13 protein-coding genes are annotated in these 15,246 nt (G+C 72.1%); 9 read left to right on the plus strand and 4 right to left on the minus strand.

The window, feature by feature from the left end; genetic code table 11:
* The first annotated feature begins 313 nt into the window (after nt 1–313).
* Nucleotides 314–1,825 carry a nucleobase:cation symporter-2 family protein gene (locus tag ACWGPF_RS13605; RefSeq protein ID WP_452333305.1) on the plus strand — a complete coding sequence of 504 codons (1,512 nt, stop codon included), beginning with the start codon at nt 314–316 and terminating at the stop codon, nt 1,823–1,825.
* A 365-nt stretch (nt 1,826–2,190) separates the two neighbouring features.
* Here the strand turns inward: ACWGPF_RS13605 and pucL are convergent, their stop codons facing one another.
* The 4 genes from pucL to ACWGPF_RS13625 form a co-directional block, all read right to left on the minus strand.
* On the minus strand, nt 2,191–3,108 hold the full coding sequence (gene pucL / locus ACWGPF_RS13610) for a factor-independent urate hydroxylase (protein WP_452333306.1): 918 nt from the start codon (nt 3,106–3,108) through the stop codon (nt 2,191–2,193).
* Nucleotides 3,109–3,111: 3 nt separating this feature from the next.
* Nucleotides 3,112–3,432 (minus strand): hydroxyisourate hydrolase, encoded by a 321-nt coding sequence (gene uraH / locus ACWGPF_RS13615; protein ID WP_452333307.1) that lies wholly within the window; start codon nt 3,430–3,432, stop codon nt 3,112–3,114.
* Nucleotides 3,432–3,941 (minus strand): 2-oxo-4-hydroxy-4-carboxy-5-ureidoimidazoline decarboxylase, encoded by a 510-nt coding sequence (uraD, locus tag ACWGPF_RS13620; RefSeq protein WP_452333308.1) that lies wholly within the window; start codon nt 3,939–3,941, stop codon nt 3,432–3,434. The genes uraH and uraD overlap by 1 nt, the downstream gene beginning before the upstream one ends.
* Before the next feature lie 112 nt (nt 3,942–4,053).
* Nucleotides 4,054–4,656, minus strand: coding sequence for a helix-turn-helix domain-containing protein (locus tag ACWGPF_RS13625; protein ID WP_452333309.1), 603 nt, complete (start codon nt 4,654–4,656; stop codon nt 4,054–4,056).
* Between the two features lie 164 nt (nt 4,657–4,820).
* On the opposite strand from ACWGPF_RS13625, the gene ACWGPF_RS13630 reads away from it, so the two are divergent.
* From ACWGPF_RS13630 to ACWGPF_RS13665, 8 genes are all read left to right on the plus strand, one after another.
* Nucleotides 4,821–6,479, plus strand: a complete 1,659-nt coding sequence (locus ACWGPF_RS13630; RefSeq protein ID WP_452333310.1) for an NCS1 family nucleobase:cation symporter-1 — start codon at nt 4,821–4,823, stop codon at nt 6,477–6,479.
* Nucleotides 6,479–7,225 carry an aspartate/glutamate racemase family protein gene (locus ACWGPF_RS13635; RefSeq protein WP_452333311.1) on the plus strand — a complete coding sequence of 249 codons (747 nt, stop codon included), beginning with the start codon at nt 6,479–6,481 and terminating at the stop codon, nt 7,223–7,225. The genes ACWGPF_RS13630 and ACWGPF_RS13635 overlap by 1 nt, the downstream gene beginning before the upstream one ends.
* The gene (gene allB / locus ACWGPF_RS13640; protein WP_452333312.1) at nt 7,222–8,568 is read left to right on the plus strand and encodes an allantoinase AllB; all 1,347 of its coding nucleotides are present in this window, start codon (nt 7,222–7,224) and stop codon (nt 8,566–8,568) included. The genes ACWGPF_RS13635 and allB overlap by 4 nt, the downstream gene beginning before the upstream one ends.
* Before the next feature lie 169 nt (nt 8,569–8,737).
* Nucleotides 8,738–9,889 carry an acetamidase/formamidase family protein gene (locus ACWGPF_RS13645; RefSeq protein WP_452333313.1) on the plus strand — a complete coding sequence of 384 codons (1,152 nt, stop codon included), beginning with the start codon at nt 8,738–8,740 and terminating at the stop codon, nt 9,887–9,889.
* Nucleotides 9,876–11,468: an AtzH-like domain-containing protein gene (locus tag ACWGPF_RS13650; protein ID WP_452333314.1), complete on the plus strand. Its 1,593-nt coding sequence runs from the start codon at nt 9,876–9,878 to the stop codon at nt 11,466–11,468. The genes ACWGPF_RS13645 and ACWGPF_RS13650 overlap by 14 nt, the downstream gene beginning before the upstream one ends.
* Nucleotides 11,469–11,513: 45 nt before the next feature.
* Nucleotides 11,514–12,743, plus strand: coding sequence for a pyridoxal-phosphate-dependent aminotransferase family protein (locus tag ACWGPF_RS13655; protein ID WP_452333315.1), 1,230 nt, complete (start codon nt 11,514–11,516; stop codon nt 12,741–12,743).
* Nucleotides 12,740–14,032, plus strand: coding sequence for an allantoate amidohydrolase (locus tag ACWGPF_RS13660; RefSeq protein WP_452333316.1), 1,293 nt, complete (start codon nt 12,740–12,742; stop codon nt 14,030–14,032). The genes ACWGPF_RS13655 and ACWGPF_RS13660 overlap by 4 nt, the downstream gene beginning before the upstream one ends.
* Before the next feature lie 127 nt (nt 14,033–14,159).
* Complete coding sequence (locus ACWGPF_RS13665) at nt 14,160–15,227, plus strand: ABC transporter substrate-binding protein (RefSeq protein ID WP_452333317.1); 1,068 nt, start codon at nt 14,160–14,162, stop codon at nt 15,225–15,227.
* Nucleotides 15,228–15,246 lie beyond the last annotated feature (19 nt).

The following is a 15,246-nucleotide window of genomic DNA, read 5'->3' on the forward strand; positions in this document are numbered from 1 at the left end:
CTTCGCCAGTGCGGATGTCGAGCTGAAGCGGGTCTGAGGCCTACATCCGCACTGGCGAGTCGGCGCGGGGTCTACATCCGCACTGGCCTCCCTCGCGCTTCGCCCGTGCCTTCCAGGGCGCTTCGCCCGTGCGGATGAAGGGGTGGAAGCGGTTACAGGCAGAGATCCGCACTGGCGAAGCGGCGCGAGGTCGACATCCGCACTGGCGAACGGGGCAGCAGGCGGAAAGGGAGCGAGTTGCGGCCCGGCGTCCGACATTGAAGCGACTCCTTCACGAAATGAGTGGGCAACACGGCGTCGATAGCGTCGCGGCATGTCCGCTTCCGCGCGCTCCGACGCGAACACCGTCGACTCCGTCCCGCCCCTCGCTCGGCTGTTCCCGCTCGGGCTGCAGCATGTGCTCGCGATGTACGCGGGCGCGGTCGCGGTGCCCCTCATCGTCGGCGGCGCGCTCGGGCTGACCCAGGCAGAGCTCGCCTACCTGATCAGCGCTGACCTGTTCGTCGCGGGGCTCGCGACGCTCGTGCAGTCGATCGGATTCTGGCGCTTCGGCGTGCGCCTGCCGCTCATGCAGGGCGTGACCTTCGCGGCGGTCGGACCCATGATCGCGATCGGCACGCAGCACGGCATCACGGCGATCTACGGCGCGACGATCGCCTGCGGCGTGTTCATGATCGTCGTCGCCCCGTTCTTCTCGCAGCTGCTGCGGTTCTTCCCCCCGATCGTCACGGGCACGGTCATCCTCATCATCGGCCTGTCCCTCATGGATGTCGCCGCCGGCTGGATCGTGAACAACGCCGAGGACGGCGCAGCCGACCCCGTGAGCATCGCGTTCGCCGCCGGCACGCTGCTCTTCATCGTGCTGATGGAGCGGTTCGCGCCGGCCGCGCTCGCACGGGTCTCCGTGCTCCTCGGCCTCGTCGCCGGCACGATCGCCGCGCTGTTCGTGCCGGGGATGGTCGACTGGTCGGGCGTGGGAGAAGCGGCCTGGTTCGGCCTCGTCACACCATTCCACTTCGGCCTGCCGACGTTCGATGCCGCCTCGGTCGTCTCGATGCTCATCGTCGGCCTCGTCATCATGACCGAGACGACGGGCGACATGATCGCCGTCGGCGAGATCGTGGGCAAGCCCGTGTCGCGCCGTCAGCTCGCCGACGGACTGCGCGCAGACGGCCTCGGCACCGTCGTCGGCGGCGTGTTCAACACGTTCCCGTATACGGCGTTCGCGCAGAACGTCGGCCTCGTCTCGCTGACGGGCGTCCGCTCGCGCTACGTCGCGACGATGGCGGGGGCCATCCTCGTCGTGCTCGGCCTGCTTCCGAAGGTGTCGGCCGTCGTCGAGGGCGTGCCGCGCGCCGTGCTCGGCGGCGCCGGAATCGCACTGTTCGGGATGGTCGCGGCCAGCGGCATCCGCACCCTCGCGAAGGTGCGCTTCGACAACCGCAACGTGCTCGTCGTGGCGCTGTCGGTCGGGATCGCGCTGCTGCCGACGGTGACGCCCGACATCTACGCGCGGTTCCCCGACTGGTTCACGCTCATCTTCGACTCGGGCATCTCCGCCGGCGCCATCGCGGCCATCCTGCTCAACCTGCTCCTCAACTCGCGGTCGGCGAAAGCACGCTACGGAGAGGACCCGGCCGTCGGATCCTACGACGGCGTGCGGTCGACGGCCGCGATCGCGCTCATCCACCCGGAAGCGGTGGGGACGGGGCTCATCCCCGTGCAGTTCCGCGATGGCGATGGCACCGAGCTGGCCGCCGTCGACAAGGACGGCAACCCGGTCGACGCCCACGTGGTCGTCCCGGAGCGCGACCCCGGCCACTGACCCGGCGCCGTCGCGGCCATCCCGTCGCGGCCATCCCGCCCGAGTCGCAGTTTCCGTCCTGGAAGGGCGGTTTCGGGCCGCGAGGTGCGACCTGGGCTGCGGTGCCTCTCGCCGGGGTGGCAGTTTCCGTCCTGGAAGGGCGGTTTGAGGCCGCGAGGTGCGACCTGGGCGGTGGTGCCTCTCGCCGGGGTGGCAGTTTCCGTCCTGGAAGGGCGGTTTGAGGCCGCGAAGTGCGACCTGGGCGGCGGTGCCTCTCGTCGGGGTGGCAGTTTCCGTCCTCAAACGGCCGTTGGAGGACGGAAACTGCGACCTGGGCGAGGAGGAACGCAGGGCCGGAGGATGGCCGACCTGGGCGACAGAATGCGTCAGATGAAGCCGGGCACGTCCATCCAGGCCGCAGGAGCGTCGGCGACGCCGTCGCGCACGACCGTGCCCTCGATGAGGCCGTAGGGGCGGTCGTCCGCGATGAACACCTCGTTCTCGTTCTCCAGGCCGAAGCGCGCGATGTCGTAGACGAAGTGGTGCTTGTTCGGCATCGCGAAGCGGATCTCGGCGAGCTCGGGCCGCGCCGTGATGGCCGCCTTCCCCATTTCGAACAGCGTCTGCTGAAGCGCGAGGGAGTGCACGACGGCGAACTGCTCGAGGAGCGCGGCCGTCACCTCCTCATAGACGGCGTTGAAGTCGACGCCCGCCGCGACCGCCTCCGGCAGGTAGCGCCAGCGCGCCGTCACCGACGTCGCCATGATGCGGTCGGTCGTCTCGGGCAGCGTCGTGTACTCCGTCTTCGGGTACCCCCAGAACTCCGACCCGGTCGACTTCAGCACGACGAGGTCCTTCACGCCGCCCGTCACATGCGTGTCGCCGTCGACGACCTGGACGGTCGCGAGCCGCGTGCCCTGGCCCTTCCGCACGAAGGAGTGGTCGTGCTCGGCGCCGCCGGCGACGATGCGCTCCCACGCGTACTGCTCGGCCTGCCACAGCCCGCCCTCGACCCAGTCGAACTCGGTCGTGAAGTGCTCGGCGAGCAGCGAGAGGAACCGCTCGGGCGAGCCCACGCCGTGCTTCTTCGCGAAGGCGAACACGGTGTTCTTCTGGGTGTCGGTCGCGATGATCCGCGAGTTGTCTCCCGTGAAGAACGAGCCGGCGAAAGCCTCGCCCCTCAGCTGCGACGTGACGTTGAGATCCTCGATCTCGTGCCGGTCGCCGTCGCGTGTGATGCGGACGAGCCGGTTCTCGGCCTTGCCGTACTTGTTCGGCCCCAGGTGCACGGATACGTCGCTCATGGATCAGCTTCCTCGATAGGTGGAGTATGCGAACGGGCTCAGGAGGATCGGCACGTGGTAGTGCCGATCGCCCGTCACGCGGAACGTCACGGTGACGAACGGGTAGAAGGCGTCGACGCCCTGCGCGGCGAAGTGATCGCCGGTCTCGAACCGCAGCGTGTAGTCGCCGGGGGCGAGGCGCTCCGGGCCGAGCCCGGCGCGGCCGTCGGCGTCGGTCTCTGCCGCAGCGACCTGCTCACCGGTCGCCGTGGACAGAGCGACGGCGACGCCCGCCGCGGGCGTGCCGGTCGTGGCATCGAGGATGTGCGTGGTCAGATGCGGCATCAGGCCTCCTCGGCCGGTGCGAACTGCTGGCGGATGCGGAGGACGGCGATCTCGGCGAGCTGCGCGCACGCCTCACGGGCCTCGGTCTCGTCGTCGTTGCCGAGCCGCCGGTCGAGCGCGGCCAGCATCTCCTCGGGCGAGCGTCCGGCCGCGCGGATGAGGAACACCCGTCCGAACCGCGCCTCGTACGCGGCGTTGCCCCCGGCCATCCGGCTCGCGACGTCGTCGGACGCCCCCGCCATCGACGCCTGCTCTCGGCGCGATGCGGCAGCCTCGGCCGACGCGCCGGTCGGCGACGAGCCGATGCGCGGATGCTGCGCGAGAGCGGCGTCGAGCTCGGCCCGCCCCCACGTCGCAGCGGCCGTCGACGCCGCGTCGACGAGGGCGTCGACCGACGCGTACGGGCGGCCGGCGACGAGGGAGTCGACCCACGCCGGAACGTCCGCCCAGACCTTCGCGATCGCCGCGGCCTCGTCGCCGGGAGCGCTGTTGAACTGATCGAGGAGCATGCCGCCAGGCTAGCCCGGGGGCGTTTCCGGTCGGTTACGCAGGGCGGGCGGGATGGCCGGGGCGGGCAGCCGGACCGGTGCGGGATGGCCGGGGACGGGTGGGGCAGCTCGCTCAGCGGCCGGGGTCGGCCGGGTGCACGATGAGCCAGCGGGCGACGACGGGCTCCGCACCGGTGTTGTGCAGCCGGTGGGGTTTGTCGCACGGGTAGCTGATCGTGTCGCCGGCGCCGAGGACGACGATCTCGTCGGAGAAGTCGATCGTGAGCTCGCCCGACACCACCTGCCCGACCTCGTAGCCCTCGTGACGGAAGAGCTGGTCCTTCGATGCCGCCGTGCTGCCGGGCGGGTAGACCGACTCGAAGTAGTCCACGCCAGGGCTGTCGCCCGGTGTGAGCCGCCGGAACGTCACGCCGCCGCCGAGCTCGAGGTACGCGGCGTCGTCCGCGCGCTCGACGGCGTACTCGGCGCCCGTCGGCGAGGTCGACGCCGGGCCCGACAGCACGGTCGCGAGCGGCACGCCGAGGGCGTCGGTCATGGCGATGAGCCGAGAGACGCTCGGCTGCATGACGCCGCGCTCGATCTGCGACACCGCGCTCGTCGAGATGCCGAGGCGGCGGGCGAGCGCGGACACCGACAGGCCCGTGAGAGCACGTGCCTCGCGGAGCCGGCGGCCCACGAGCGCGCGCGGGTCGGGGGCGGCGGCTCCTGAGGTCACGAGGCGATGCTAGCGGCGCGGGATTTACACCCCCGAAACACGAGGGACACCGTGCGGGAAACGTGAAGCGATAACTTCACAATCACGCCTCTCCGTCCGGCATCCGCTCCCGCCGGAGCATCACCCCCCCCGACGCAGCATCCCTTCTCTCGAAAGGCACTCCCGTGTCGCAGAGCAGCTCCTCCCAGCCACTCACCCGCCCGCAGGACATCGTCGAGGCGGCGGGTCTCCCCGTCGGCTCGGGCAACATGCGCCCCGGCTACGACCCGCGCCTCGCCAACGAGGACCTCGCCCCGCTGCGGAAGCAGAAGTGGACGAGCTACAACATCTTCGCCTTCTGGATGAGCGACGTGCACTCCGTCGGCGGCTACGTCACCGCCGGCTCGCTCTTCGCCCTCGGCATCGCGAGCTGGCAGGTGCTCATCGCCCTGGTCGTCGGCATCTGCATCGTGCAGTTCTTCACGAACCTCGTCGCCAAGCCCAGCCAGCGCACGGGCGTCCCCTACCCCGTCGTCAACCGCTTCCTGTTCGGCATCAAGGGCGCGAACGTGCCCGCGATCATCCGCGGGGTCATCGCGATCGCCTGGTACGGCGTGCAGACCTACCTCGCGGCCGAGTCGCTCACGATCGTGTTCCTCAAGTTCATCCCGGCGTCGGCCGCGCTGCTCGAGCCGAGCTTCCTGGGCCTCGACGCGCTCGGCTGGATCTCCTACGCCATCCTCTGGGTCGCGCAGGCAGCCGTGTTCTGGAACGGCATGGAGGCCATCCGCCGCTTCATCGACTTCGCCGGCCCCGCCGTCTACGTCGTGATGATCGTGCTCGCGGTGTACCTCGTGAGCCAGGCGGGCTGGGAGAACATCAGCCTCGACCTCTCGAGCGGCGAGCCGCTGGACTTCTGGGCGTCGATCCCCGTCATGCTCACGGCCGTCGCGATCGTCGTGTCGTACTTCTCCGGCCCCATGCTCAACTTCGGCGACTTCGCCCGGTACGGCAAGAGCTTCCAGGCCGTCAAGCGCGGCAACTTCTGGGGGCTGCCGATCAACTTCCTCTTCTTCTCGATCCTCACGGTGCTCACGGCGTCGGCGACCGTCCCCGTCTTCGGCGAGCTCATCACCGACCCCATCCACACGGTCGAGCGCATCGACCACTGGTTCGCGGTGCTGCTGGGCGGCCTCACCTTCGTCACCGCCACGGTCGGCATCAACATCGTCGCGAACTTCATCTCGCCCGCCTTCGACTTCTCCAACGTCGCGCCGCACCGCATCTCGTGGCGCATGGGCGGCATGATCGCCGCCGTCGGCTCGGTCCTCCTCACGCCGTGGAACTGGTACTCCAACGACCAGGCCATCCACTACACGCTGGGCATCCTGTCCGCCCTCATCGGCCCTCTCTTCGGCATCCTCATCGCCGGCTACTACGTCGTCTCGAAGCAGCGCATCAGGGTCGACGACATGTACACGATGTCGGAGCAGGGCGCGTACTGGTACCGCCGCGGCTACAACCCCAATGCGATGTGGGCGATCGTGGGCGCGGGAGTGCCGACCATCCTCCTCGCGATCGTGCCGAAGTCGCTCGTCTTCGCCGGCGTGATCGACGCCGGGTGGGGCGCGATCGGCGACTTCACGTGGTTCATCGGCTGCGGGCTCGGCTTCGCCCTCTTCACGCTCCTCGAGCGCCGGAACCCCCGGGTGCCGACCCTCGAGCACGACGCCGACGGCGTCTCCGACGGCACCGCACCCGACGTGCTCGAGGGCTACCCCGACACCGCGACCGCATCCGTGGCCGTGGCCGACCAGACGGAAGGCTCCCTGCAGGTCCGCTGATGCGCATCACCCTCATCAACCCCAACACCTCCCGGGCCATGACCGCGAAGATCGCGGATGCGGCCCGGGGGGTCGCGGCCCCCGACGTCGAGATCGCGGCCGTGTGCCCGGCCGACGGCGAGGGGCCCTCGGCCATCGAGAGCCACTACGACGAGGTGCGCGCGGCGGCCGCCGTGGTCGGCATCGTCGAGCGCGACCAGCGCGCAGGCGGCAGCGACGCCTACGTCATCGCCTGCTTCGGCGACCCGGGGCTCGACGCCGCCCGCGAGCTCGTCGACGTGCCGGTCATCGGCATCGCCGAGGCCGCCATGCACGTCGCCTCCCTCACGGGCCGGACCTTCGGCATCGTCACGACCCTCTCGCGCACGCTCGGCCGCGCCGACGACCTCGTGCAGCGGTACGGTTTCGAGCGGGCGTGCGTCGCCGCCTACGGCACCGGCATCCCCGTCCTCGAGCTCGAGGACACGGGATCGGCGGCGTTCGAGCGGATCGCGGGATGGTGCGAGCGCGTCGTGCGCGAGGACGGCGCCGACGCCGTCGTCCTCGGGTGCGCCGGGATGGCCGACCTCTGCGCGCGCCTCACGGCCGTCGTGGGTGCGCCCGTCGTCGACGGCGTCGCGGCCGCGGTGGGACTCGCATCCGGCATGGTGCGGATGGCCGTGGGCACGAGCAAGCGCGACGAGTACGCCTTCCCGCCGCAGCGCGAAACATCCGGGACATCCTCCACGGTTAGCGTGATCGCGTGAGCACCACCGCACCGCCCCGCACCCCGCACCCTGCCTCGATCTCGTCCGTGGCCGCTCGGCGCGTCTTCCTCGACGGGGTCTTCTCGCCCGCCACGGTCCGCATCTCCGACGGCCGCATCGCCGGCGTCGACGCGTTCGACGAGCACGCCGACGTCGTCCTCGCCGACGACCAGGTGCTCCTGCCGGGGCTCGTCGACACGCACGTGCACCTCAACGAGCCCGGCCGCACCGACTGGGAGGGCTTCTCGACGGGAACGGCGGCCGCGGCGGCGGGCGGCATCACGACGCTCGTCGAGATGCCGCTGAACTCCGTGCCCGTCACGACGACGCCCGAGGCGCTGTCCGTGAAACGCGACGCCGCCCGTACCCAGCTCGCGGTCGACGTCGCGTACTGGGGCGGCGCCGTGCCGGAGAACCTCGGCGCGCTCGGCGCGCTGCTCGATGCGGGCGTCGTCGGCGTGAAGTGCTTCCTCGCGCCCAGCGGCATCGACGAGTTCGGCCACCTCGACGCCGCGCAGCTCGAGAGCGCGCTCGCCGAGCTCGCCGCTCACGACGGCCTCCTCATCGCCCACGCCGAGCTCGAGGAGTATCTCACCGACGCCGCCGGGCCCGTCTTCACCGACTTCGTCGCATCGCGCCCGCCCCGTGCCGAGGTGGAGGCCATCCGCCTCGTCATCGAGGCCGCGCGTCGCACGGGCGCCCGCGCGCACATCGTGCACGTCGCCGCCGCCGAGGCGCTCGACCTCGTGCGCGCGGCGAAGGCCGACGGCGTGCGCCTCACGGTCGAGACCTGCCCGCACTACCTCACGCTGCGCGCCGAGGAGGTGCCCGACGGACTCGGCCGGTTCAAGTGCTGCCCGCCCATCCGCGACGGCGCCAACCAGGACCTGCTGTGGGAGGGCGTGCTCGACGGCACGATCGACGCCATCGTCTCGGACCACTCCCCGGCGACGGCCGAGCTGAAGGACGACCCCGATCTCGGCACCGCCTGGGGCGGGATCGCCGGCGTCCAGACGGGGCTCTCCGCCGTGTGGACGGAGGCGCACCGCCGCGGCATCCCGCTCGAGGCCGTGCTGCCGCGTTTCACGACGGGCCCCGCCGGCATCGTGCGCCTCGCCGACCGCGGCGTCATCGCGCCGGGCGCCCCCGCCCATCTCGCGGTGTTCGAGCCCGATGCCGAGCACACGCTCGAGCTCGACGACCTGCACTACCGCAACCGGATGTCGCCGTGGCAGGGTGCGCGCCTGCGCGGCATCGTCCGCGAGACGTGGCTGCACGGCGCGCGCGTGTACACGCGCGCCGACGGGGTGCTGGCCCGCGTCGGACGGGAGGTGCTCGCGTGAGGGCGACCGACGAAACCACACCCGCGTGCCGAGCGGCCACCCGATTCCGCGATATCCCGTGTGCTTTCTGCCAACGGATATCCGTTGGACGAAAGCACACGGGAGGACAGGCAACGGTGTGGGCTCTCGGCAACCGCATGCCCGTTCGCGCACGCAGGGAGGTGCTCGTATGAGCGCGATCGACGACAACCGCTTCGGCGTCGGCGCCGAGGCGCCCGCGTTCGCCGACCTGCCCGTGCTGCAGCCGGGCATCGACGTGCCGGATGGCGCGACCTACCTTCCCGCAGGGCCCGACACCATCCTGTGGGGCCGGCTGCCGTCGCAGCGCGACGCGCCCGTCCTCACGATCGCGGCGGGAGACACCGTCGTCGTCGACACCGTCAGCCACGAGGGCATCCTCCCCGACCAGGGCCAGGACCCCGTCGCCTTCTTCGCGGGCCACGGCGTCGACCGCGCGGCCGTGCTCGACGACGCCGTGGCGATCGCCGCTCGCTCTCCGCGCGACGTCGTCGCCGACGGCCCGCACGTCGTGACCGGCCCCATCCGCGTCGAGGGCGCGGCGCCCGGCGACCTCCTGCGCATCACGGTCGTCCGCCTGCAGCCGCGCGTTCCGTACGGCGTCATCTCCAACCGCCACGGCAAGGGCGCGCTGCCCGCCGTGCTGCCCCGCTCCGGAGCCACCGTCAGCGTCTTCGCGCCCGTCGAGGAGCGCGCAGGGCGGCTCGTGGGAACGCTGCCGGCGACGGAGGGCGGGCGCCGCGACGTCGCCTTCCCCCTCGCGCCGTTCCTCGGCACGATGGGCGTCGCCCCCGCGCGCGACGAGCGCCCCCACTCCGTGCCGCCCGCCGAGTACGGCGGCAACATCGACATCAACCTGCTCGTGGAGGGCAGCGTCCTCTACCTCCCCGTGCAGGTCGAGGGCGCCCTCGCCTACGTCGGCGACCCGCACTTCGCGCAGGGCGACGGCGAGGTGGCGCTCACGGCGCTCGAGGCGTCGCTGCGCGCGACGCTGACGTTCGACGTCGTGCCCGCCGCAGACGCGGAGGCGGAGTTCGGCGTCGTGACGGGTCCGCTCGTGCGGACGGCCGACTACCTCGTCCCCACGGGCATCGACCTCGACCTCGACGAGGCCATGCGCAAGTGCGTCGCGGCGGCGCTGTCGCTGCTGCAGGCCCGATGGGGCATGGACGAGCACCTCGCCTACGCGTACCTCTCCGCGGCGACCGACTTCGACATCTCGCAGGTCGTCGACGTCGTCAGCGGTGTGCACGCCCGCATCCGCGCGTCCGACTTCGCGGAGGTGCCCCGTGACCGAGACTGAGGCCATGGCCATCCCCGGAACCGACGGCGTGCCCGCCGACCTGCTCGACGCCTTCCTCGCCTACGAGCGCGCGATCCTCGACAACGACCTCGACGCGCTGGACGGATGGTTCGCGCCGGGGGCGGGGACGATGCGCGGCGACGACGCGGGCCTCCTCGTCGGGCACGACGCGATCAGCGCCTTCCGCTCGCTGCGCGGCGGCGTCTCGTCGCGCGTCATCGAGCGCGTCGAGCACCGGCCGCTCGGCGAGGGCGTCGCGCTCCTGGTCTCGGTGTCGCGCTTCGCGATCGGCGGCCGCGGGCTGCAGACGCAGGTGTGGCAGAAGACCGCGGACGGCTGGCGCATCACGGCCGCGCACGTCTCGCCCCGGCCGCAGGCGTTCAACCGGGCCATCTGGCGCACGGTCGGCGACCCGCTCTTCCAGGGGGCGTGGGAGGGGCCCCTCGAGGGGCTCACGGTCGCCGTGAAGGACCTCTTCGCCATCAAGGGCTACCGCATCGGCGCGGGCAACCCCGCCTACCTCGAGTCGGTCAAGGCGGAGTCGAGCACGGCGCCCGCCGTCTCCGACCTGCTCCGCGGCGGCGCATCGCTGCGCGGCATCGCGCGCACGGACGAGTTCGCCTACTCCGTCGCGGGCGACAACGCGCACTACGGCACCCCGCCGAACGGCGCGCTCCCCGGTGCGCTCCCCGGCGGATCGTCGAGCGGCCCCGCCGCCGCCGTCGCGACCGGCCAGGCCGACATCGGCCTCGCCACCGACACGGCGGGATCGGTCCGGGTGCCGGCGTCGTACCAGGGGCTGTGGGGCATCCGTACGACGCACGGGCTCGTGCCCCGCCAGGGCATGCTGCCGCTCGCGCAGTCGTTCGACACGGTCGGATGGCTCACGCGCGACGGCGCGACGCTGCAGCGCGTCGTCGACTGGTGCCTCTCGTACGACGGATCGGAATCGACCGAGCGCGTCCTCGGCGAATCGGGCGCCGACCTGCCGTGGCGCTTCGCGGTGCCCGTCGAGGTGCTCGACATCGTCGACCCGGCCACGCGCGACGCCTTCGAGGCCCTGCTCGCACGGCTCGAGGCGCCCGTCGAGCGCGTGTCGATCGGCGACCTCGCCGGATGGCAGGAACCGTTCCGCGTCGTGCAGGGCGCCGAGGCCTGGCGCAACAACGGCGACTGGCTGCGCGACCATCCCGGTTCGACGGGGGCGGCCGTCGCCGACCGCTTCCGCGCCGCGTCGCAGATCTCGGCCGACGACGAGCGCGACGCCCGCGCGGCGCTCGAGCCCCTCGCGGAGCGCCTGCACGGCCTCCTGCGCGACGCGACCCTGCTCCTGCCGACCGTGCCCGGGCCCGCCCCGCTGCGCACGGCGGACGGCGCGGCCGTCGACGCGCTGCGCACCGCGACCCTGCGCATGACGACGCCCGCCGCCGTCGCGGGAGCACCCGCCGTCTCCGCGCCGCTGCTGACGGTGCCGTCGTCGCTCGGGCCGGCGCCCGTCGGCGTCTGCCTCGTCTCTCGCCCCGGCACCGACATCGCCCTCGTGCGCCTCGCGCGCCGCGTCGCCGAGGCGGCGGCGTGAGCCGCGCCATCCGCCCCTGACCCCTCCGACCCCGGAAGCACCGCCATGACCCGCATCGCCCCGCTCGACCCGCCCGCCCGTCTGCTCATGGGGCCCGGCCCCATCTCTGCGTACCCCAGCGTGCTGCGGGCGATGTCGTCGCCGCTCGTCGGGCAGTACGACCCGTTCATGACGAGCGCCATGGGCGAGGTGCAGGCGCTCTACCGCGAGGTGTGGGCGACGTCGAACGACGCCACCCTGCTCGTCGACGGCACGTCGCGCGCGGGCATCGAGGCCGCCATCGTCTCGCTCGTGCGGCCGGGCGACCGCGTGCTCGTGCCGGTCTTCGGGCGCTTCGGGCACCTCCTCGCCGAGATCGCGGAGCGCGCGCTCGCCGAGGTGCACACGATCGAGGTGGAATGGGGGCAGGTCGTGCCCGTCTCGCTCATCGAGGAGGCGATCGTGCGCGTCAAGCCCACGCTCCTCGCCCTCGTGCAGGGCGACACCTCGACGACCATGAACCAGCCGCTCGACGAGATCGGCGCGCTGTGCGCGACGCACGGGGTGCTCTTCTACTCCGACGCGACCGCCTCGCTCGGCGGCAACGCCTTCGAGGCGGATGCGTGGGGGCTCGACGCCGCGACGGCCGGCCTGCAGAAGTGCCTCGGCGGCCCCAGCGGCTCGTCGCCGATCACGCTCTCCGACCGCGCCGTCGAGGTCATCCGCTCGCGTCGCCGCGTCGAGGCGGGCATCCGCGAGGAGTCCGACGAGAGCGCGTCCGACTTCATCCGCACGAACTACTTCGACCTCGGCATGATCCTCGACTACTGGGGGCCGCGCCGGCTCAACCACCACACCGAGGCGACGTCGATGCTCTACGGGGCGCGCGAGTGCGCCGCCGTGCTCCTGAACGAGGGGCGTGCGGCCGTCATCGAGCGCCACCGCGTGGCCGGCGCCGCCATGCTGGCCGGTGTCCAGGGTCTCGGGCTCGAGGTGTTCGGTGACGTCGCGCACAAGATGAACAACGTCGTCGCCGTCGTCATCCCCGACGGGGTGCCGGGCGACGCCGCACGCCAGGCGATGCTCGACGACTTCGGCATCGAGATCGGCACGTCGTTCGGCCCGCTGCACGGCCGCGTGTGGCGGATCGGCACGATGGGCTACAACGCCCGACGCGACACCGTGCTCACGACGCTCGCCGCGCTCGAGTCGGTGCTGCGCCGCTTCGGCGCGTCGGTGCCGGCCGGCGGCGGCGTCGAGGCCGCTGCCGACGTCTTCCGCGGGGCCGCCGCGTGACGGGCGGGCGGCTCTCGCACCTCGCCCCCGACGCCGTGCTCACGGCGGCGCGGCGCGTGATGGCGCGGTGCGACGAACTCGCCCGCGTCACGGCGGACGAGGGTGCCATCACGCGCGTCTACCTCTCGCCCGAGCACGCCCGCGTCAACCGCCTCGCGGCAGAGTGGATGCGCGAGGTCGGCCTGACGACGCGACAGGACGCGGCGGGCAACCAGCTCGGCCTGCTACCGGCGGCCGACCGCGACGCGCCCGTGCTCATGCTCGGCTCGCACCTCGACACCGTCATCGACGCGGGCCGCTTCGACGGCATCGTCGGCGTGCTCATGGCGATCGAGGTCGTGCGCCTGCTGCGCGTCGCGGATGGCGAGGGCTGGCGCTCGCCGTTCCCGTTCGGCATCGAGGTGGCTGCGTTCTCGGACGAGGAGGGCACGCGGTTCGGCAAGGCGCTGCTCGGCTCGTCGGCCGTGGCGGGCGACTGGGACGACGCGTGGTGGGAGCTCGAGGACGCCGACGGCACGTCGCTGCGCGAGGCGTACCGCGAGTTCGGGCTCGACCCCGGCCGCATCGGCGAGGCCGCCCGCCGACCCGACCAGCTCGTCGGCTACCTCGAGGCCCACATCGAGCAGGGGCCGGAGCTCGACCGCCGCGGCGAGTCGCTCGCCGTGGTCTCGTCGATCGCCTCGGCGCGCCGGTTCCAGCTCGTCGTCGAGGGCGAGGCGCGCCACGCGGGCGGCACGCCCTACGACATGCGCCGTGACGCGCTGCTCGGCGCGAGCGAGGCGGCCCTCGCCGTCGAGCGCATCTGCTCGGGCGAGCACCACATCATCGGCACGGTGGGGCAGCTCGAGGCGTTCCCCGGCGCCGTCAACGTGGTGCCGGGCGAGGCGCGCTTCAGCCTCGATCTGCGCGGCGAGTTCGACGGCGAGCGCGACAGGGTGTGGAACGCGATCTCGCACGAGCTCGACGCCATCATGGGCCGCCGGCACCTGCGCTGGCGTGCGCGCGAGGTGCACAGCGCAGCCGCCGTGTTCTGCGCTCCGCTGCTGCAGGACGTCGTGCGCGCGGGCATCCGGGCGACCGTCGCGGGCGCGGAGCCCGCGACCCTCTTCAGCCCGGCCGGCCACGACGGGATGTCGATCGGCGCCCTGACCGATGTCGGCATGCTCTTCCTGCGCAATCCCGACGGCATCAGCCACCACCCCGCCGAGTCGGTGGCGGGACGAGACGTCGCCCTCGGCATCCGCGCCCTCGCCGAGGCCGTCGCGCATCGCGGCGCCGAGCGCGGCTGAGCGGCGGAGGCGGGCTCGGATCAACCCGTAACATCGCGGCAACGCGGGCGAATGTTGGGGAAACCTACGGCTCCTAATCTCAGGCAGGTACTCACCCGAGAGCACCACCTTGCAGATGGAGCACAGCATGTCCCTGTCTTCCCGCCGTACCCGCGCCGGCATCGCCGTCGCGACCGCCGCCCTCGCGGGCCTCGTCCTCGCGGGCTGCGCGAGCTCGTCCGACGACGCCGCAGCCGGCGGCGAGGAGGAGGAGGAGAGCTTCGGCGACCTCACCCTCCAGCTCAGCTGGATCCTCAACGAGGAGTTCGCCGGCGAGTACATCGCCGACTCCGAGGGGTACTACGCCGACGCGGGCTTCGACTCCGTCACGCTCGTCCCCGGCCCGTCCACGGGCGTCGCCGAGCTGCTGAGCGGCACGGCCGACGTCGCGTTCAGCGACTCCGTCGCCGTCGGCACCGCGATCGCCAACGAGAGCGCCCCGCTCAAGATCATCGGCGCGACGTTCCAGGCGAACCCGTTCACGATCCTCTCGCTCGCCGACGGCGGCGACATCCAGACCGCCGAGGACCTCGTCGGCAAGAAGATCGGCGTGCAGGACTCCAACACGTCGCTCTTCAACGCCCTCCTCGCCGCCAACGGCATCGACCCCGCCGACGTCGAGGTCGTGCCGGTGCAGTACGACCCGGCGCCGCTCATCAACGGCGAGGTCGACGGCTTCGTCGCCTACATCACGAACGAGGCCATCTCCGTGGAGATGGAGGGGTTGGACACCACCAACCTCACCTTCGCCGACAACGGCCTGCCGTTCGTCGCAGAGACCGTCACGGTCACGCAGGAGGCCATCGACACCGAGCGCGAGAAGCTCAAGGGCCTCCTCGAGGCCGAGGTGCGCGGCTGGACCGACGCCGTGAACGACCCGCAGCTGGGCGCCGACCTGGCTCTCGAGGAGTACGGCGCGGACCTCGGGCTCGACCCGGACAAGACGCTCGCCGGCTCCGAGGCGCAGAACGCGCTCGTCGTGTCGGACGAGACCGTCGAGAACGGCCTCTTCACCATCAGCGAGGAGCTCCAGGCCGAGACCATCGCGAGCCTCGAGGGCGCCGGCATCTCGGTGACGGCCGACCAGCTGTTCGACCTCAGCCTGCTCGCCGAGGTCTACGAGGAGAACCCCGACCTCATCGCCTACGCGGAGTGATCCCCCTGCGCGGCCGGCC

It is taken from the genome of Microbacterium sp. NPDC055683, from assembly GCF_053617895.1.

Coding starts and splice junctions, on each gene's coding strand:
- ACWGPF_RS13605 (WP_452333305.1), top strand. CDS start 314: ATGTCCGCTTCCGCGCGCTCCGACGCGAACACCGTCGACTCCGTCCCG.
- pucL (WP_452333306.1), bottom strand. CDS start 3,108: ATGAGCGACGTATCCGTGCACCTGGGGCCGAACAAGTACGGCAAGGCC.
- uraH (WP_452333307.1), bottom strand. CDS start 3,432: ATGCCGCATCTGACCACGCACATCCTCGATGCCACGACCGGCACGCCC.
- uraD (WP_452333308.1), bottom strand. CDS start 3,941: ATGCTCCTCGATCAGTTCAACAGCGCTCCCGGCGACGAGGCCGCGGCG.
- ACWGPF_RS13635 (WP_452333311.1), top strand. CDS start 6,479: ATGCGCATCACCCTCATCAACCCCAACACCTCCCGGGCCATGACCGCG.
- ACWGPF_RS13645 (WP_452333313.1), top strand. CDS start 8,738: ATGAGCGCGATCGACGACAACCGCTTCGGCGTCGGCGCCGAGGCGCCC.
- ACWGPF_RS13655 (WP_452333315.1), top strand. CDS start 11,514: ATGACCCGCATCGCCCCGCTCGACCCGCCCGCCCGTCTGCTCATGGGG.
- ACWGPF_RS13665 (WP_452333317.1), top strand. CDS start 14,160: ATGTCCCTGTCTTCCCGCCGTACCCGCGCCGGCATCGCCGTCGCGACC.